This window comes from Chryseobacterium sp., from assembly GCF_008014695.1.
Taxonomy (GTDB): Bacteria; Bacteroidota; Bacteroidia; order Flavobacteriales; family Weeksellaceae; genus Kaistella.
The window spans coordinates 450,263-469,166 of record NZ_VOXE01000004.1 but is presented as its reverse complement, the minus strand read 5'-3'; the positions used below and the strand labels follow the sequence as shown (position 1 = coordinate 469,166).

Here is an 18,904-nt window from a genome sequence, read left to right as displayed (position 1 = left end):
ACCTGTTCCCATTCCGAACACAGAAGTTAAGCCCTCTAGCGCCGATGGTACTGCGAAAGCGGGAGAGTAGGTCGCCGCCAGTTTTTTTTAAAGCTCATCAATTTAGTTTGATGGGCTTTTTTTTGTGCTATAATCATGGCCAACAGTAATAATCCAATGCCGACGGTCCTGTCTCGTCACTCAGGACGAAAGGATATTCGGTAGCCGCCAGTTTTTTTTCATGTCTCAATCACCTACACTTTAGAAATTCCATCACCAGATATTCTGTTTTGATAGCTGCCTCACAATAATGCCTAACCACCATCTTTGAAATACTTAACTAAGGCAATTCACAACTCTTAATTAAGAATTTGGCAACACTTAACTATGAATAGCTAAAGTCTATCAGCTCTTTTAAATTTCATTATTAAACTTTGCTGAGCAGCCAGCCTCGGAATATAGATGAAGAAATCTTTAGAGGTGAATCTCAGCGATTAGCCTTTTCACGAAATACTTTACATCATCCAAAAAAAGATACTTTTAGATGCACTAATAAGCAATGTGGTTTTTAATCAAAAAAACCTTTCCGAAGAAAGGTTTTATATAAAGATAGGAATCAACAGTGGTTATACCTGAATGACTCCCATATTGAATTTTTCGGTTATCGGCGCATGATTTGCGGCTTCAATACCCATTGAAATCCAGGTTCTGGTATCTATGGGGTTGATGATCGCGTCTGTCCATAAGCGTGATGCAGCATAGGTAGAGGCGGTCTGTTTCGTATAACGCTTAGAAATGGTATCCAGAATCTCCTGATGTTCTTCTTCAGTAATCACTTTTCCCTGCTTTTTCAAGGTGGATTCCTGAATCTGTGCCAATACTTTCGCAGCCTGGCTTCCGCCCATTACAGCGAGTTCCGCCCAGGGCCAGGCCACGATCAAACGGGGATCGTATGCCTTCCCACACATGGCGTAATTGCCGGCGCCGAAGGAATTCCCAGTGATGACGGTGAACTTCGGAACGACTGAATTAGCAACAGCATTTACCATCTTTGCACCGTCTTTAATGATGCCGCCATGCTCTGACTTGGATCCGACCATAAATCCGGTAACGTCCTGAAGGAAGAGCAATGGAATTTTTCGCTGGTTGCAGTTGGCAATAAACCGCGTCGCTTTATCGGCAGAATCGGAATAAATAACGCCGCCGAACTGCATTTCGCCTTTACCGCTCTTCACGAGCTTGCGCTGGTTGGCTACAATACCAACGCTCCAGCCGTCAATTCGGGCGGTAGCACAGATAATTGTTTTGCCGTAATCGCCTTTGTATTCTTCGTATTCGGAATTGTCCACCAAACATTTGATAATGTCCAGTGTATCATACTGATCGGCTCTGGAAGCCGGCATAATGCCGAAGATATCATCAATATTCTGTTTGGGTGGAGCGCTTTCGATCCGGTCGAAACCGGCTTTATCGTAATCGCCCACCGATTTCATGATGTTTTTAATCCGGTCGAGCGCATCTTTATCGTCTTTTGCCTTATAATCGGTCACTCCTGAGATTTCACAGTGCGTTGTAGCACCGCCCAGTGTTTCATTGTCGATGTTTTCGCCAATGGCAGCTTTAACAAGATAACTTCCTGCTAAAAAAATAGAACCGGTTTTATCTACAATCATGGCTTCATCACTCATGATCGGAAGGTAGGCACCGCCTGCAACGCAGCTTCCCATCACCGCAGAGATCTGAAGGATTCCCATGGCACTCATCTTTGCATTATTTCTGAAAATTCTTCCGAAGTGTTCTTTGTCCGGGAAAATCTCGTCCTGCATCGGTAAAAACACCCCCGCGGAATCCACGAGATAGATAATCGGCAGTTTATTTTCCATGGAGATTTCCTGTGCACGGAGATTTTTCTTCGCAGTGATCGGAAACCAGGCTCCGGCTTTTACAGAAGCATCATTGGCCACGACCAGACACTGCCTGCCCGAAACATAACCCATCACTACCACCACACCTGCACTCGGGCAACCGCCCTGTTCTTCGTACATCTCAAATCCGGCAAATGCGCCGATCTCAATGGACTCGGAATTTTTATCGAGAAGATATTCAATTCTTTCGCGCGCAGTCATCTTGCCCTGATCGCGCTGTTTTTGAAGTCCTTTTTCGCCGCCGCCTTTCTTTATTTCAGTGAGCAGCCTGTTGATTTCTGAAAGTCTAAGTTTATTTTGGTCTTCCCTCTTGTTGAATTCTAAATCCATGCGTAAAAAAATTTGTTTAAAGATAGGTTTTTTTATTGTAATTGCCTTTATTGATGGCGTTTTGACTAAGAAATTGAATGTCAGAAATTTATTTTAAAGTTTAACATTTTTTATGAATATCCGGCAGAATATTTTTTTCCCTTTACCGTTTAATATGGGAATCTAAGATCAAAGGATTTTTAAATTCGGTTCCTAGTTTTATTTTTTAATAGTTTATTATTTGAGAGACCCTGAAAATTAACCGTTTTCAGGGTTTTTTTGGTAATGAACTGTCTTAAAATGCAACAGAATGCGGTCTTTCGAAATTGAAATTGTGTAAATTTGCGCGAATATTTTTTATGCACAAATCCGCGCTTTTCCGTTTACACTTTATCGTTTTTCTTTGGGGTTTTACCGCCATTTTAGGAAAGCTGATTCTGGCCAATGCCCAAATTCTGGTTTTTTACCGAATGCTGTTTGCATCTTTTTTTCTTTTTATTTTCCTGCGTTTTTTTAAGAAAGAAAGTCTGGGAATTTCCCGGAACCTTTTACTAAAACTTTTTGGAATAGGGGTAATGATGGCTTTTCACTGGCTTTGCTTTTTCCATTCCATTAAAGTTTCCAACGTGTCTATCGCTTTGTGCTGTCTTTCGCTCTCCACATTATTTGCATCTATTCTCGAACCCATTGTTTTCAAGAGGAAGGTCGACATTGCAGAAGTAATCATCGGAATAATCATTGTCATCTGCATTTCCGTGATTTTTAAGATCGAATTCAGGTATAAAGAGGGAATTTTCTTCGGAATACTAGCGGCTCTTTTCGGGACGGTTTTTTCGGTCTTTAACGGAAAACTATACGGTAAAACCTCCTCTGGCAACATTATTTTCTATGAAATTTTAGGAGGGTTTCTTATTATTGCTCTTTTTTACATTTTTACCGGACAAATTATGCAACTTGGCGAAATAAGTTACAGGGATTTAGCGTTAATATGTTTATTATCAAGTATATTTACTGCTTATCCTATGCTAGAGTCGGTGAACCTGATGAAATATATTTCACCTTTCACCCTAATTTTAACGATAAATCTGGAGCCTGTTTACGGAATTATCCTTGCTTTTTTTATCTTTGGTGAATCGGAGCAGATGAGTCCCGTTTTTTATATTGCGTCCTTCATTATGATCCTTTCAATTGTTGTTAACGGAATCATTAAATCAAGGAAAGCCAGAAAAATTTAATACGATACAATTTGATGAAAAAGATATTTTTTCTAATGGTGCTCCTGAACGGAGTTTTTTCTTCGGCACAGATTATCAGGAAATATTCGAATGAGTTCCTGAACATTGGAGCCGGGGCAAGGGGTCTCGCAATGGGTGGCGCGGTGATTTCAAATCAGAATGACGTGTATTCCCCGATGTGGAACCCGGCTGGATTAATGGGGGTGGAACGCGACTGGCAGGGTGCCGCGATGCACGCAGAATATTTCGAATCGATTGCAAAATACGATTACATTGCTTACGCGAAACCGCTGGACAGCAAAGGCGGTGTTTTGGGAATTTCTATCGTCCGGCTTGGTGTGGATAATATTCTGAATACCACTCAGCTCATCGATACTGAAGGGAATATCGATTATGACAAGATCACCAAATTCTCTCAGTCCGATTATGCTGCGCTTATTTCCTATGCCTTCAATCCAGGTGGAGACCAGAAACTGGATGTGGGTGTGAATGCCAAAGTTGTTTACCGGAATGTCGGAAAATTTGCGAGCGGTTACGGTTTCGGTTTCGATATCGGAGCTATTTACCATGCCGACAGTGGCTGGAATTACGGAGGAATGTTGAGAGACGCCTCTACAACGGTTAATTTCTGGACGGTGAACCAAAAAGAGCTTTCTACGGTTGTGAACGGTGAGGAATTTAACCCTGCACCGAAAGATAAAATGGAACTTACGATGCCGAAACTGAACGTGGGTTTAAGCAAAAATTTCGAATTCGGACAGAATTATGAACTTTTGCCGGAAGCCGGACTGAATATTGATTTTGCAAAAACTGCGGCTTTGGTTTCTACAGATTTTGCCAGTATCACGCCTTATGCAGGTGCAGAGTTGGCCTATCAGAAAATGATTTTTGTTAGACTCGGAGTGAACCGTTTCCAGACCATTACCGATATTGAAGATTTAAAACGCAAGGTTTCATTCCAGCCAAGTGCGGGAATTGGCATCAAATACAGAGGTTTAACTTTGGATTATGCAATCACGAATTCCGGAATCGGCGGATCTAATTTTTATTCCAATTTCTTTTCTCTGAAACTCGACATGGGAGATTTCAGAAACGACTAACTAACGGTTCAGGAATTGAAATATTCCCAAACCATTTTTGCTTTTACTTTCCCCAGAATTTCCTCCAGTGTTTCAAGGTTCGATTCTCTGATTCTTTTTACGGATTTCAGTCTAGAAAGTAGCAGTTCTATCGTTTTTTCTCCAACTCCCGGAATTTCTTCCAGTTCCGATTTGATTGTGGAGTTTTTCCTTCTTGTGCGGTGATGTTTCACTCCGAAACGGTGCGATTCGTCCCTCACGCGCTGCAGAATTTTCAATGTTTCCGCTTTTTTATCGATGTATAAAGGAATGGGATCTTCGGGAAAATAAATCTCTTCCAGTCTTTTGGCAATGCCGATAATCGTGATCTTTCCGTACAGTCCCAGAAGTTTTAGACTTTTTACGGCAGATGAAAGCTGGCCTTTTCCCCCGTCAATCAGAATCAGTTGCGGCAGCGGCTCATTTTCGTCAACAAGTCGCCGGTATCGCCGGTAAATTACTTCTTCCATTGTTTTAAAATCATCTGCACCTACAACGGTTTTGGGGTGAAATATGCGGTAATCTGCCTTGCTCGGTTTTCCGTCCTTAAAAACCACACACGCAGAAACGGGGTTTGTTCCCTGGATATTGGAATTGTCGAAGCCTTCAATATGACGCGGTTCTTCGGGCATCCGCAAAAGCTTCTGCATTTCCGCCATAATCCGGTTTGTATGTCTTTCCGGATCTACAATTTGTACCTGTTTTAATTTTTCGAGGCGGTATTCTTTCGCGTTTTTTTCTGAGAGTTCCAGTATTCTTTTTTTATCGCCCACTTTTGGAACAATCAGCTTTACATTCGGGATTTCGAGGGTCAGGTGAAAGGGAATAAGGATTTCGCGAGAATCAGAACTGAATTTCTGGCGTATTTCAATCATCGCTTCTTCCAGAATGTCCTCGTCACTTTCTTCCAGCATTTTTTTGATTTCCGTCGTGTAACTCTGGATAATATTTCCGTTCTGAATCTTAAAATAATTTACATACGCCGCAGTTTCATCACTAGTCATGCCGAAAACATCCACATCATTGATGCTCGGATTAACGACTGTGTTTTTATGCTGATAGTTTTCGAGTAGATCTATTCTTTCCTTTACAATGTGGGCATTTTCAAATTCCAGATTTTCGGCAAACCGCATCATCTGTTGGACCAGATATTCTTTCGCTTTCCGGAAGTCGCCTTTAATAACGCCGCGGATTGCATCAATTTTCTGATCATAATCTTCTTTCGATTCCAGCATTTCGCATGGACCAGCACAGTTTTTAATATGATATTCGAGACAGACTTTGTATTTTCCTTCAGCAATTTTTTTGGGCGCCAGATTCAGATTGCAGGTCCTGATTTTGTAAATATGTTTAATCGTGTCGAGCAAAACCTTTGCGGGACGCACTTTTGCGTAAGGACCGTAATATTCGGAACCGTCTTTAATCATCGTCCGGGTCATAAAAACTCTCGGAAAATGTTCGTTTTTGATACAGATCCACGGATAGGTTTTATCATCCTTCAGCATGACGTTGTAAAAAGGCTGATGTTCCTTGATCAAATTGTTTTCAAGCAGCAGTGCATCATACTCGCTGTTGACGATCGTGGTTTCCAGACGAAAAATTTTTCCGACCATGATTCGGGTCCTGTAGCCTGAAAGATTTTTATTGAAGTAAGAGAGCACCCTTTTCTTTAGATGTTTGGCTTTACCCACATACAGAAGTTGTCCGTTCTTGTCGTAATACCGGTAAACCCCTGGTTCGGATGGCAAAGTTTTCAGCTGCAGTTCAAGGTCAGAATTCATGAAACAAAAATAGGGAATTGATTTTTTATCTGGGCGTCTTTTTCCGTCTTCCACTACCGCTTTTTTGCACGTCATTCTTTCTTGCAAAAAGAGCTCGTTAAAGCCGGGACACAGATTTTCGCAATCACTCAAAAAGCTGTATTTTTAAGGAAAATTTTTAAGAATGATTTACGGCATAGATACCTTCACCATTTCCGGTGTTATGGAGATATTAGAGGATCCGAAGAAAGCACGGCTCAACGAAACTTCAAGAGATAAAATCCTGAAATCCCAGCAGAATGTACAGCAGATTGTGGCGTCGGACCGGACGGTTTACGGCATCAATACCGGTTTCGGGCCGCTTTGCGATGTGAAAATTTCGGAAGAAGAAACGGCCCAGCTTCAGCATAACCTTATTATTTCTCACGCAGTCGGTGTTGGAAAACCGATTTCAAAGGAACTTTCAAAAGTGATGATGATTTCCAAAATCCACGCTTTATCGAAAGGATTTTCCGGCGTTTCGCTGGAAGTGATCGAAAGATTGATCACCATGCTTGAAAAAGACATCATTCCTGTAGTCCCTGAACAGGGTTCGGTAGGTGCTTCAGGAGATTTGGCGCCGCTTGCACATTTGGTTTTGCCGTTACTGGGCTTGGGAAAAGTCTGGGAAAACGGCGGGACTGTAGCTGCTGCTTCAGTTTTGCAGAAAAATAACCTTCAGCCCTTGAAACTGGGGCCGAAAGAAGGTTTAGGACTGATCAACGGAACTCAGTTTATCATGGCACATGCGATTTTAGGATTGAATAAATTCGGATATATTTTGGACTTAGCCGATCTTACGGCTGCGATGAGTCTGGAAGCGTACCGCGGTTCTGCAAGTCCTTTCCGCAAGGAACTTCATGAGATCCGTCCGTTTGAAGGAAGTGTAAAAGTGGCGTCACGAATGCGGAAATTTTTGAAAAATTCCGAAAATCTTCACAGCCACGAGTTCTGCGATAGGGTTCAGGATCCATACTCGATGCGCTGTGTACCGCAAGTACACGGTGCGAGCAGAAATGCTTTTGAACATCTCAAAAATCTCACACAGACTGAACTGAATTCAGTAACCGACAATCCGATTGTGCTGAGTGCCGAAGAATCCATTTCCGGCGGGAATTTCCACGGACAACTTCTGGCTTTGCCGCTCGATTATGCGACTTTAGCGGCTGCAGAACTCGGAAATATTTCAGACCGCAGAAGTTATCTTCTCCTCGAAGGGAAATTTGGTCTGCCAAGACTTCTGACCGAAAGTTCAGGACTCAATTCCGGATTTATGATTCCTCAATACACTTCTGCAGCTTTGGTTACAGAAAATAAAACGCTCTGTTTTCCGGCTTCTGCAGATTCAATTCCAACGAGTTTAGGACAGGAAGACCATGTTTCAATGGGAAGCATTTCCGGCAGGAAATTCAATCAGGTTTTGGGTAATCTGGAAAATATTCTGGCAGTAGAACTCATGTTCGGCGCACAGGGTCTGGAATTCCGGAGACCGGCGAAGTGTTCGAAATATGTCGAAAATGCCTACAGTTTAATCCGAACCAAAGTGGCGAAACTGGAAGACGACCGACTCATCGGCGAAGATATCTTAGCCATCGCAGAACTCATCAGAGAAAGAAAATTTGAAGTAAATTAATGACGAAAATCCTTCTTCTTTCTGATACACATTCCTATATGGATGTCCGGATCCTGGAATACGCCAAAAATGCAGATGAAATTTGGCATTGCGGCGATTTCGGAAATTGGGAAGTGGTGGAAGCACTTGAAAGCATTACAACTGTGCGCGGCGTGTACGGAAATATTGACGGCGCGAAAATCCGGGCTGCTTTTCCCGAAGTTATAAGGTTTACATGTGAAAAAACGGAGGTACTGATGATCCATATCGGTGGATATCCGAACAAATATTCACCTCTGGCAAAGACGGAAATTGCTGAAAAAACGCCCAATCTTTTTATTTCCGGGCATTCTCATATTCTGAAAGCCATGTTTGATCAGAAAAATAACCTTCTTCATCTGAATCCTGGCGCGTGCGGAAAGGAAGGATGGCATAAAATGCGGACCATGATGCGTTTTGAAATCAACGGCGATAAAATTGAAAATTTGGAAATTGTTGAACTTGGTGCGAGATAGCGCAAATTAATTACAAAATGAAAATCGGGGATAAAGTTGCGGTTCTGGATGATGATTTGAAAGGCATGATTACTTCTGTGAAGGGAGATATGGCAGTTTTAAGAGATGAGCATGGTTTTACCCATCAATATAAAAAAGATAAACTCGTACTTCAGAACGCTGATCTTTACGAAAATCTGAAAACAATACGGAAGCGTGAAATCGAAAAGCCCGTGTCCAAAAAACATCACAAAAATCATTTGGTTCTGGATCTGCATTTCGAGAATCTTGTGAAAAATCCGGAAGATTATGACGCTTTCGAAAGAATTTTCATACAAAAGGAAAAACTCATCGAAACTATGGACTTCTGCCGCAAGAATAACCTCAAAAAACTGGAAATCATTCATGGTATCGGTGACGGTGTTTTGCAGAAAATGGTACACGATTATCTAATGGGTCAAACCAATATTGATTTTGAAGACCATAATTTTTTCTATCACCAGACGGGAAGTGTCATGGTTATTTTACGATGATTCCAAACCCATACACGGTTTGTAAGTATTCCGTATTCTTCGGCAGATTGCCGGCTGTATAAAAAATTTTGGTTAAATTTGCTCACGACAAAAAATTATGCACAAACTTTCTCTTCTTTTTACAAAAGATGGTTTACAATACCAGATTTCCAGAAACAAAACGGTGTTGGAGGAAAAATCGTTTTTTGTGAATGAAGAATCTTCCGAAAATTTTATTGTTGAAAAACTGGAGGAAATTTTGTCGAAAGACAACATTCAGGAAATTTCAGTAATTTCTGCGCTGAATCATTTCACGTTAATGCCGGAAGGTTTTTCGGAACATGACCTGGGTTTTGACCTGATCGCCTTTAATGCGCCTGTCGACAGGGAAAATGAAGAGCTCATGCTTTCCGTGAACAAAAAATTTAAGGTTCAGTTTTACTATACCTTTCCAAAAAGCTTTTACAAAAGCATAAAAGCCCTTAATATTCCTGTAAATTTCAATTTTTCCGGCGAAAAGTTCCTGAATACGCTAAACGTTAAAAATCAAAAAGAGATTCACATCAATCTTTACCACAACCAGTGTGAATTTTTTGCCCTGGATCATAAAAAAGTGGTCCTTTACAACAATCTCGATGTAAATTCGGAGGTCGATTTCCTTTATTTTATCATGTTTACTTTAAGCAAGATCGGTTTCGGAATTAATGAGACCCAGTTTTTCGTCTACGGCGAGACTACTGAAAACGAAACGTTCATCTCCGAACTCCGGAAATTTGTTAAAAACCTGAAAATCGTTTTTGACAATGTCCCGAATAAAAATTTCGTATTTTTATAGATTCAAAAGGTAATAACACTGTCCCACTATGGAGACATGACTTTTGAGATCATCTAACACAAAATTTCTTTACCATTCACGGTAAAAACAGCCTATGTATAGAATCATCAGCGGAAAATGGAAATCCAAAAGAATTGCCGCCCCTAAAAATTTCGATGTCAGACCAACCACCGACTTTGCAAAAGAAGCACTTTTCAGCATTATTGAAAACCGTTTCGGTATGGACATTACCTCCAGTTCAGTACTTGACTTGTTTGCCGGAATCGGTTCCATTTCTCTGGAATTTACTTCCCGCGGCTGTCAGGACGTGACTTCAATCGAAATGAACGCCAGACACGCAGGATTCATCAGTTCTACCGCTACCGAACTGGAAATGGATAAGCAGATCAATGTACAGCGCGGCGATGTTTTTGAATATCTGAAGAAAAACAGAAAACGCAAATCATACGAAATCATTGTAGCGGATCCTCCATTTGAAACAGAACAAAATAAATACGAAGAACTGATTTCTCTTGTTCTGAACAACCCGTATTTAAAGCCAAATGGCCTATTTATTCTGGAACATCAGAGCAGAACAAAACTCGAACACCCAAATCTTCTGGACACCAGAAAATATGGAAACGTGAGTTTTTCTTTCTTTAAAGCGAACGAACCTAAATCTGAAGAGGAAGTGGATAAGGAGGAACCAGAAAATTCTGATGCTAAAAGTCACGATCAGCCTTCAGAAATCTAAATTTTAAAATTCGCAGTTCCCATTGCGGAATTCTACAGCGTTTTCAGTTCCAGATCAATCGTCCTTCCGAAGAATTTCTTTGAAATTTTTTCAAAGTTTTTTGTAAGATCCGATAGGTAGAAATGGTATTTCGGTTTCGGATTGTTCCCGTTGAGCAGCTGGTGTTTTTCCAGAATAATTTTCAGCTGACTGGCGACGATGTTCGGTGAATCAATGACGCGCACACGGTTCCCGTAATACTGTTTGATCTCATCAATCAAAAGCGGGTAATGTGTACATCCTAAAATCAGCGTTTCAATATTCTTCAGCTTGCGGTTACTCAGGTAATTGTAAATAATCGCGTTGGTAATCGGGTGGTTTTTGAAACCTTCTTCAATGGCTGGAACCAAAAGCGGCGTCGCGAGTTCATCCACTTTGATGAATTTATTGTGTTTGCGGATCGATTTTTTATAAAGCCCTGAATTTACGGTAGCTTTCGTCGCAATTACGCCAACATTATTGTGAATTTCGTAGGAAACTTTTTCAGCAACAGGGTTGATCACATCAATCACCGGCACCTTTTCCGCTACAATTTCCAGAACTTCCTGCAGCGCATTTGCTGTCGCCGAATTGCAGGCAATAACAATGGCTTTGCAGTTTTTTTCCAGTAAAAAGTTCGTAATTTTTGTCGAGTATCCAACAATTGCTTCGCGCGACTTGTCGCCGTAAGGAAGGTGTTTGGTATCGCCGAAATAAATCAGATCTTCATGCGGAAGCAGCCGCTTGATTTCCTTCGCTACGGTTAAACCGCCGACTCCGGAATCAAAAATTCCGATTGGCTGGCTGGCGGAAAGATGACTGAAATCCTGTTTTTTCTTTTTCAAAGGGAAGAAGTTTAGATGCAAAAATAGTCATTTCTGACGGTAAAAAAGAGGTTAAATTTACGGAAACAAAGATGAAATTTTCAAAGTAAAAATTTAAACCATAAAAAGATCCGACGCGATTCCGTCAGCCATGAACCAATGTCTTTCCGGTATTTTCAGATGGTTGTTTTCGGTGATTAGAATTCCGTCTTCCACTTTATTCTGGATGTCTTTTTGAAATCTTTCCAGCATTTCGCTGCTGAATTTTTCTTTCATGGACGCCAAATCTACTCCCCAGAAAGTCCTTAAACCAATCATGAGCATTTCATTGAACTGATCTTTTTCTGAGAGAATTTCAGTTTCTTTTGGAATCCGGCCGTGATTTAATTGATCAATGTAAAGCTTATTGTTCGCAATATTCCAGCTTCTTTCATTTCTGCCGTTGTAGGAATGTGCAGACGGACCGATTCCGAGATATTCCTGATATTTCCAGTAAGCAGAATTGTGTCTGGAATGAAACCCCGGTTTTCCGAAATTCGAAATTTCATAATGATCAAAACCGTGATCTTTCAAAAAACCCGTCATATAATAAAATTCCTGATTCTGCTCTTCCTCTTTCGGCGCCTGAATTTTATTCTGAATAATCCACTGGTTCAGCGCGGTTTTGGGCTCAACGGTGAGCGCATAAGATGAAATGTGAGGAACTTCCAGTGCGATTGTTTTATTCAGGTTCTCCTTCCAGATTTCGAAACTGGAAGTTGGTGAACCGTAAATCAAATCGATGCTGATGTTTTCAAAACCGTAATCCTGTGCGCGTTTAATGGAAGCTTCCGCTTCGGCGGCGTTATGAGCACGGTTCATCATTTTAAGATCTTCATCAAAAAAACTTTGGGTACCAATCGAGAGACGGTTGATTGCTGTCCCGGCCAACTGTTGAAGGAAATGTTTATCAAGATCGTCAGGATTGGCTTCCAGAGTGATTTCAATATCAGAATCGAATGTAAAATACTTCAGAACTGCATCAATAATAGATTTCAGGTCATCAACCTCCAGTACAGAAGGAGTTCCCCCACCGAAATAGAGGGATTTCAGGTTTCGGTTTTCCAGTTCATCTTTCCGCAGAAAAATCTCTTTTTTCATGGAAGCAATCATCTCCTCTTTAAATTTTAAAGAAGTGGAGAAATGGAAGTTGCAGTAGCTGCATTTCTGTTTGCAGAAAGGAATGTGGAGATATATCATAAAAAAAGCTCCGAAAACCGGAGCTCAAATTTATTTAAAAATAAGCGAATATTAATATCTGAACCCTCTTCTGTTGATAAAGTTGTCGAAATTAAGTCCAACACCGATCATGAAACTGTTCCCGCCGTAATCCTGAATGTCGGAAAGTCCGATGTTATAAGTGGCGCTGAACACGTAACGGTCAAGTTTTGCCTTGATCACTGGTGCGATACTCAAAGTCTGGTTATCGAATCTGTTCTGAATATACCGGTAACTTGCTCCGGCTGAAAACGAATTGAACTCGTTATGAACGGTTGCCATTAAGTTTCCGTCGATCATTATCGAAGAATTGGTATTTAAATTCACCAAAACGGATGGAGTAACATACATGTTTTCAGCAAAATGCCAGTCGTAGCCAAGATTTAAAAAGATTTTAATCGGAGAAGGCTCAACTGCATTCACAATAGACTGATCGTTGTTCAGTGCAATGTCATTTACGGAAGCCCCACCAAAAACGTTGCGGTATTTAGCAGCAACTCCAAAATTGGCATACACCATAAAAATATCGCTCTGTTCGCCCTGAAGAAGCGGGTCTGAACCGTTTTCTGTATTGATCGCTGAATAGTCGAAATTCATGCTGTAGGCAGTAACACTTGTACCGAATGAAAACTGATCCTGTCTTTCTCCTTCATCGCTTAACGGAATGAAGTAAGAAGCACCGGCAGTAACACCGTTTGCTGAAATCGGACCGTTGGAATCCCGGAAAAACTGTAAACCTGCACCGACACGGTCAAAAACATTGGCATGAATACCAATAGACTGCACATTTGGAGATTCGCTAAATTTAGAAAATTGTTTCTGATAATTCAGGTTCACATGAAAATTATCAGTTTCCCCATAATGGGCTGGATTGAATAAAAATTCACCATCCATAAGATATTGCTGGTAGTATGGTAAGGTCTCCTGCGCGTGGTATGCAGTGGATAACAAAGTCATACATACAATAGCATATAATTTTCTCATAACAAATCTTGATTTCAATTGAACAAATATAAAAAAAAACTTTAAATAATGTCAGTTTTGCAAATAATTTCTCCATTTTTTTATGGCTTCCTCCATATCGTTAGGCATCGGACTCTCGAAATACATTTCTTTTTTGGTCGTGGGATGAATGAAGCCTAAAGTATGCGCGTGGAGTGCATGTCGGGGTAATATTTCAAAAACGTTGTGTATAAACTGCTTGTATTTTGGCAGGTTGATGCCTCTTAACGGGATATTTCCCTCATAGCGTTCATCGTTGAATAAAGTATGTCCGATGTATTTGAAGTGAGCCCTGATCTGATGGGTTCTCCCGGTTTCGAGTCTGCATTCCACCCAGGTCATGTACCTGAAACGTTCCAGGACTTTATAATGCGTTACGGCATGCTTCCCGATTGTTTCATCCTGAAAGACGGCCATCTGCATTCGGTTTTTCAGGTGGCGCGCCAGATTGCCGCGGATCGTTCCTTCATCTTCCGCAACATTTCCCCAGACGAATGCCCAGTAAATGCGTTTTGTTTTTCTGTCGAAAAACTGTTTCGCGAGATAACTTAAGGCATATTCATTTTTCGCCACGACCAAAAGCCCGGACGTGTCTTTATCAATTCGGTGAACCAGACCTACCCGGTCCAGATCTGATTTTTGATTATTTTTTTCGAAATGGAAAGCCAACGCATTGACCAAAGTCTTATCCCAGTTTCCGTGACCCGGATGAACGACCATTCCGGCTTCTTTATCCACAACAACCACATCGTCATCTTCATATACGATCCGGATTGGAATGTCCTGTGGAATAATGTGGTTTTCACGTGGAGGGTGTGCCAGCAGTACCGAAATTACATCGCCCGGTTTTACGCGGTAATTCTGTTTAACCGGTTTGCCGTTTACCATTACATTTCCGGCTCTGCAGGTCTGGGAAATTTTATTTCTTGAAGAATTCTGACGAAAGGTGATCAGGAATTTATCGATTCTGAGAGGTTCCTGCTTTTTATCGACTGTAATATTCAGATGTTCATATAAACCGCTGCTTTCTCCCTCGTCGGTTTCCGCATCCAGCATTTCTTCATCTAAAAATTCTTCATTCTCGTCTTGCATTTCAATTTTCTTTAAACAAATAGGGCTTTTGGAAAGTACCGTTATTCTATCACCAATTTCTTCGCCTTTGGTTTTTCTGCTGGAGCAGGCGTTTTTGTTGGGGTACTTGTAGAAGTTTTAGGGGGTGTAGTTCCAGTATTTTTTGGTTTTTCCTCAGCTTTTGGTTTGGTTTCAGCCGGTTTTGTCTCCGTTTTTTTAGTCACAGCCGGTTCTGTAGGAACCGGTTCGGTGTAAGCGGGAACTTCTTCATATCTGATCGGTGGAAGGGTAGTGTCGATCTTTATCCGGTAGATGGCATTGAGCTGCGAGATTTTTCTGCCCATTTCAGCAGGAGTTTTTTTGCTGGCCCAAATGTCGATCTGCATTCCCTGATCACGGAGATCAAAAGATGCCGGATCCTGATAATATACGATGTCGGAATCGTCGCTTCCTCCGTCTTCATGCTCTACCAAGCCGATTTCAAAAAGATTGTTGGCGATAATGGCTTTGGCTTCCTGCACAGTTAACCCAACGAGATTGGGAACTGCAATATTTCTTCTCGGTCCTGCACCGATTACCAGATCAATGGTGGTAAATCTCGGAAGTAAAGTTCCGGGTTTTAGGGTAGATCCGTTGAGCATCATCCTTAAAACCGCATCTCTCTGTATACTTGGTTCAAAAATAGTGTCTCCGACTTTAAGGCCTACCTGTTCAAGCTGTCTGAAGGCTAAGCCTTTGTAACGGTCGATAATATCGGGCACGGAAACCGGAGCATAGCTTTTTGGATTCACCCTCAACATTACTGTTCTACCGTTTTTTACGCGGGAACCCGGAGAAGGGTATATTTTTAAAACCTGAAGCGGCCGGTATCTTGGATCGTATTTAAAACTGTCGACCTCATAATCAAGACCGGAATCTTCCAGAATCTTTATAGCATCATGTACTGATCTGTTGATGACGTTTGGAACAGGAATTTCTTTACCGTGATTGGTATGGTATTCCAGCCAACGGAAAGTGAGCCAGACTAATCCCACGAAAATAGCTGCAGCAACAATAAAATTCACCAAAACCTTCCAGTGGAAAAGCGATTTAAGCATAATCTGAAATCTTATAAATGTAAGGGCAAATATAGGTAATAATTTTAAAAACGTCTTTTTTGAAACTTAATTTCAGGGAATTGTGCAGAATTTATCGTAAAAATAAAAATCATCACCCAAAATCATTTAAATTTGCCTCTATTCATAAAAATAAGCCATGGGCAAGAAAAATATAGCCGTTGTGATGGGCGGTTATTCCGAGGAATACAAAGTTTCCCTTAAAAGCGGGCAGCTCATTTTTGATTCTCTGGACCGAGACCTGTATAATGTGTATAAAGTGGTCATTCTGAAAGACGAATGGTATTTTGTAGACGACAGGGCACAGAACATCCCAATTAATAAAGCTGACTTCTCGGTAAAGCTGGAGAGCGATTACGAGGTGAAGTTTGATGTGTGTTTCAATATCATCCACGGAAGACCAGGTGAGAACGGTGAACTTCAGGCATACTGGGATACTGTTGGCCAGAAATATACCGGTTGTGATTTCTACCAGAGTGCTTTAACATTCAATAAAAAAGATACGCTTGCCGTACTTTCAAAATACGGAATTCCGTCAGCAAAAAGTGTTTATTTAAGAAGCGGTGAATCTTTTGACGAACATCAGATCATCGAAGACCTTGGACTTCCGCTCTTCGTGAAACCAAACCAAAGCGGTTCTTCGCTTGGAATCACCAAAGTAAAAGAGAAATCGGAATTTAAGAAGGCTGTAGCTTTTGCTTTTGCCGAAGACGATGAAATTTTAATTGAAAGTTTTCTGGATGGAATGGAAGTTTCCGTCGGAGTGCTTGATTATAAGGGCGAAACAATTGTTTTGGGCATTACCGAAATTGTTCCGCACAAAGAATTTTTCGATTATGAAGCGAAATACGAAGGTGCTTCGGAAGAAATAACACCCGCAAGAATTGATGATGAAACACGCAGAAAAGTGGAGGAAATTGCCATTAAAGCGTATGAATCTTTGGGAATGAGCGGTTTTTCCAGAAGCGAATTTATCATCATGAACGGCATTCCGTATATGTTGGAAATGAATACCAATCCCGGTTTTTCACCGGCTTCCATCCTGCCGCAGCAGGCGGCAATCTATGGCATTTCAATTAAAAATCTTTGCGGAGACGAAGTGGAAAAGGCTTTGGCAAAAAATAAAAATAAATAATGAGAGTTGCTGTATTTCCGGGTTCATTTGATCCCATCACCCTTGGACATTACGATATCGTGGAAAGAGCGACCCCGCTTTTCGACAAGATCATTATCGCCATCGGGCAGAATTCGCAGAAAAAATACATGTTCTCCCTGGAAGAACGGATGGAATTCATCAAAAGGACTTTCGCGCATTTTCCGAATGTGGAAGTGGACCATTTTGAGGGTCTCACCATTGATTACTGCCACAGTAAAAATGTCAATTTTATCTTACGGGGATTGAGAAATCCGTCAGATTTTGAATTTGAGAAGGCCATCGCACAAACGAACAGAGAACTGACGAAGGATAATAAGATTGAAACTATTTTCCTCCTGACTTCTGCGAGCTATTCATTTATCAGCAGCAGCATTGTGAGGGAAATCCTGACTTTTGGCGGCCATTATGAGCTGATGGTTCCGGAAGCAGTGCGCGTGTTCAAAAACAAATAAAATCTTGGAGGTTCACGAAAATTTTAATTTCGTTATCGAAATTCTGGGAACGATCTCTTTTGCAATGTCGGGAAGTTTTGCGGCCATGCAGAAACGCCTTGATCCTTTCGGGGTTTTGATTATCGCTTTTGTAACTGCAGTAGGCGGCGGAACGGTAAGGGATCTGCTCCTGGATGTTCCCGTCTTCTGGATGCACGACTTAATCATGTGTACTGTGATTTTCGCCACTTGTATACTCTCGATGCTCTTTAAATCCATTGAAAAAAAGTTTCAGGTCACTCTTTTTATTTTTGACAGTTTCGGGTTGGGACTTTTTACGATTGTAGGAATCCAGAAAGGGCTGAATGCTGATCTGCATCCCTTAATCTGCCTGACCTTAGGGACCATTACCGGCTGTTTCGGCGGAATCATCCGCGATATCCTGCTGAACAGAATTCCATTGATTTTCAGGAAAGAAATTTACGCCACGGCGTGTATTGTAGGCGGAATGGTTTTTATGTTTCTGGCGGAATTTACATCACTTTCTTACACTTTTATCCAGATATTCACCATCCTTCTTATTGTAGCGATCAGGACTCTGGCCGTAAAATACCATTGGCAGATGCCGAAGTTTTATGGAGTGGAGCAGAATTCGGAGATGTAATTGGTAATAACAAAGAAAAAAGAGCCAAGCATTAATAATCAAGAACCAAAAAAGGCAAGAAAAAACAGTTGAAGCGAATTCTTTTGCTTCTTTTCGGCGCTGGCTTCGCTCGCGCCTCTTCACAAAAAAAATCCTGAATTTTCAGGATTTTTTTATTCATAATTGAGGGTTTATTCTAAGAGAATTTCCCGCGCTGTCTCATATTAGGGTTGTGCATGTGTTTCTGCATCGACGGCATTTTCAGCTGGTCTTTCATCATTTTAATTTGGTCCGTCATCATTCCGGCGGAATCCAGTCTTTTTGCTTCTTCAAGGAGTTTAATTGCTTCCTGTCTTCTCCCTTTCTGCATCGCACCGGCAGCAATATTCAGGGTGGCCATGGCGCGGTCATGTTTCATGTTCAAACCGTATTCAAGGGCTTTTTTCATGAAAGGTTCCACTTTTTGCGGATTTTCCTGGGCCAAAGTCAGACCCTGAAGATAATAATAGTAACCGTACTGCGATTTATGCAACTGTGACTGATAATTGTTGATTTTGGTAAGCCAGGAGGCGGCTTTTGCCATATTCTGTTTTCTTAAAAACCAGAAAGCGATAAGGATGTATTCGTTTTTGAAAAAAAGGAAAACAGGAATGGCTGAAAGGATTACCACTACGATTCCCCAACCGATATTCCGGTTCATCATCAGATAAACTCCGGCGGCGATCATCAGCGCTGCAATAACGAATTTTATGTATTTGTTCATTGTTGAATTTTATGAGTGCAAAGATAATAATTTGGGTTGGAAGACGGAAACTGAAATCCTGAAGTTTAAAAAG

Annotated in this window: 18 protein-coding genes and 1 rRNA gene; 11 read left to right on the top strand and 8 right to left on the bottom strand. The window is 41.2% G+C overall.

The annotated features are described in order from the left end of the window. A 5S ribosomal RNA gene (gene rrf, locus FUA25_RS13140) occupies window positions 1-83 on the top strand; the annotation flags it as partial. A 522-nt stretch (window positions 84-605) separates the two neighbouring features. Here the strand turns inward: rrf and FUA25_RS13135 are convergent. Next, window positions 606-2,234 carry an acyl-CoA carboxylase subunit beta gene (locus FUA25_RS13135; protein ID WP_147757369.1) on the bottom strand — a complete coding sequence of 543 codons (1,629 nt, stop codon included), beginning with the start codon at window positions 2,232-2,234 and terminating at the stop codon, window positions 606-608. A 338-nt stretch (window positions 2,235-2,572) separates the two neighbouring features. On the opposite strand from FUA25_RS13135, the gene FUA25_RS13130 reads away from it, so the two are divergent. Next, complete coding sequence (locus FUA25_RS13130) at window positions 2,573-3,448, top strand: DMT family transporter (protein WP_147757368.1); 876 nt, start codon at window positions 2,573-2,575, stop codon at window positions 3,446-3,448. 14 nt (window positions 3,449-3,462) lie between these two features. Then, entirely contained in the window at window positions 3,463-4,548 is a 1,086-nt protein-coding gene (locus tag FUA25_RS13125; protein WP_147757367.1) for a PorV/PorQ family protein, read from the top strand. An 8-nt stretch (window positions 4,549-4,556) separates the two neighbouring features. Here the strand turns inward: FUA25_RS13125 and uvrC are convergent, their stop codons facing one another. Further along, window positions 4,557-6,347: an excinuclease ABC subunit UvrC gene (gene uvrC, locus FUA25_RS13120; protein WP_147757366.1), complete on the bottom strand. Its 1,791-nt coding sequence runs from the start codon at window positions 6,345-6,347 to the stop codon at window positions 4,557-4,559. A gap of 163 nt (window positions 6,348-6,510) precedes the next feature. Between uvrC and hutH the strand changes: the two genes are divergently transcribed. The 5 genes from hutH to rsmD all read left to right on the top strand — a co-directional run bounded on the left by hutH (window position 6,511) and on the right by rsmD (window position 10,551). Continuing rightward, a complete protein-coding gene (hutH, locus tag FUA25_RS13115) occupies window positions 6,511-7,998 on the top strand; it encodes a histidine ammonia-lyase (protein ID WP_147757365.1) in 1,488 nt (495 codons plus the stop codon). Continuing rightward, window positions 7,998-8,492, top strand: a complete 495-nt coding sequence (locus FUA25_RS13110) for a metallophosphoesterase family protein (RefSeq protein ID WP_147757364.1) — start codon at window positions 7,998-8,000, stop codon at window positions 8,490-8,492. The genes hutH and FUA25_RS13110 overlap by 1 nt, the downstream gene beginning before the upstream one ends. Window positions 8,493-8,509: 17 nt before the next feature. Then, window positions 8,510-9,004: a Smr/MutS family protein gene (locus FUA25_RS13105; protein ID WP_147757363.1), complete on the top strand. Its 495-nt coding sequence runs from the start codon at window positions 8,510-8,512 to the stop codon at window positions 9,002-9,004. 97 nt (window positions 9,005-9,101) lie between these two features. Then, window positions 9,102-9,818 (top strand): DUF3822 family protein, encoded by a 717-nt coding sequence (locus FUA25_RS13100; protein WP_147757362.1) that lies wholly within the window; start codon window positions 9,102-9,104, stop codon window positions 9,816-9,818. Between the two features lie 94 nt (window positions 9,819-9,912). Further along, a complete protein-coding gene (gene rsmD / locus FUA25_RS13095) occupies window positions 9,913-10,551 on the top strand; it encodes a 16S rRNA (guanine(966)-N(2))-methyltransferase RsmD (RefSeq protein ID WP_147757361.1) in 639 nt (212 codons plus the stop codon). Window positions 10,552-10,583: 32 nt separating this feature from the next. Here the strand turns inward: rsmD and murI are convergent, their stop codons facing one another. From murI to FUA25_RS13070, 5 genes are all read right to left on the bottom strand, one after another. Next, window positions 10,584-11,414, bottom strand: coding sequence for a glutamate racemase (gene murI / locus FUA25_RS13090; protein WP_147757360.1), 831 nt, complete (start codon window positions 11,412-11,414; stop codon window positions 10,584-10,586). A gap of 93 nt (window positions 11,415-11,507) precedes the next feature. After that, a complete protein-coding gene (gene hemW, locus FUA25_RS13085) occupies window positions 11,508-12,632 on the bottom strand; it encodes a radical SAM family heme chaperone HemW (RefSeq protein WP_147757359.1) in 1,125 nt (374 codons plus the stop codon). Window positions 12,633-12,683: 51 nt separating this feature from the next. After that, on the bottom strand, window positions 12,684-13,634 hold the full coding sequence (locus tag FUA25_RS13080; protein WP_147757358.1) for a PorP/SprF family type IX secretion system membrane protein: 951 nt from the start codon (window positions 13,632-13,634) through the stop codon (window positions 12,684-12,686). 51 nt (window positions 13,635-13,685) lie between these two features. Beyond that, a complete protein-coding gene (locus FUA25_RS13075; RefSeq protein WP_147757357.1) occupies window positions 13,686-14,744 on the bottom strand; it encodes an RluA family pseudouridine synthase in 1,059 nt (352 codons plus the stop codon). A 41-nt stretch (window positions 14,745-14,785) separates the two neighbouring features. Continuing rightward, window positions 14,786-15,820: a PASTA domain-containing protein gene (locus FUA25_RS13070; protein WP_147757356.1), complete on the bottom strand. Its 1,035-nt coding sequence runs from the start codon at window positions 15,818-15,820 to the stop codon at window positions 14,786-14,788. Window positions 15,821-15,977: 157 nt separating this feature from the next. Here FUA25_RS13070 and FUA25_RS13065 point away from each other — a divergent pair, with 157 nt between their 5' ends. From FUA25_RS13065 to FUA25_RS13055, 3 genes are read left to right on the top strand one after another with little or no spacing between them, the layout of a single operon-like run. Next, complete coding sequence (locus tag FUA25_RS13065; protein WP_147757355.1) at window positions 15,978-16,973, top strand: D-alanine--D-alanine ligase; 996 nt, start codon at window positions 15,978-15,980, stop codon at window positions 16,971-16,973. Next, a complete protein-coding gene (coaD, locus tag FUA25_RS13060) occupies window positions 16,973-17,446 on the top strand; it encodes a pantetheine-phosphate adenylyltransferase (protein WP_147757354.1) in 474 nt (157 codons plus the stop codon). Before FUA25_RS13065 ends, coaD begins: the two co-directional genes overlap by 1 nt. Window positions 17,447-17,450: 4 nt before the next feature. Then, the gene (locus tag FUA25_RS13055; protein ID WP_147757353.1) at window positions 17,451-18,089 is read left to right on the top strand and encodes a trimeric intracellular cation channel family protein; all 639 of its coding nucleotides are present in this window, start codon (window positions 17,451-17,453) and stop codon (window positions 18,087-18,089) included. 175 nt (window positions 18,090-18,264) lie between these two features. Here the strand turns inward: FUA25_RS13055 and FUA25_RS13050 are convergent, their stop codons facing one another. After that, the gene (locus tag FUA25_RS13050) at window positions 18,265-18,831 is read right to left on the bottom strand and encodes a DUF2892 domain-containing protein (RefSeq protein WP_147757352.1); all 567 of its coding nucleotides are present in this window, start codon (window positions 18,829-18,831) and stop codon (window positions 18,265-18,267) included. Window positions 18,832-18,904: the final 73 nt, after the last annotated feature.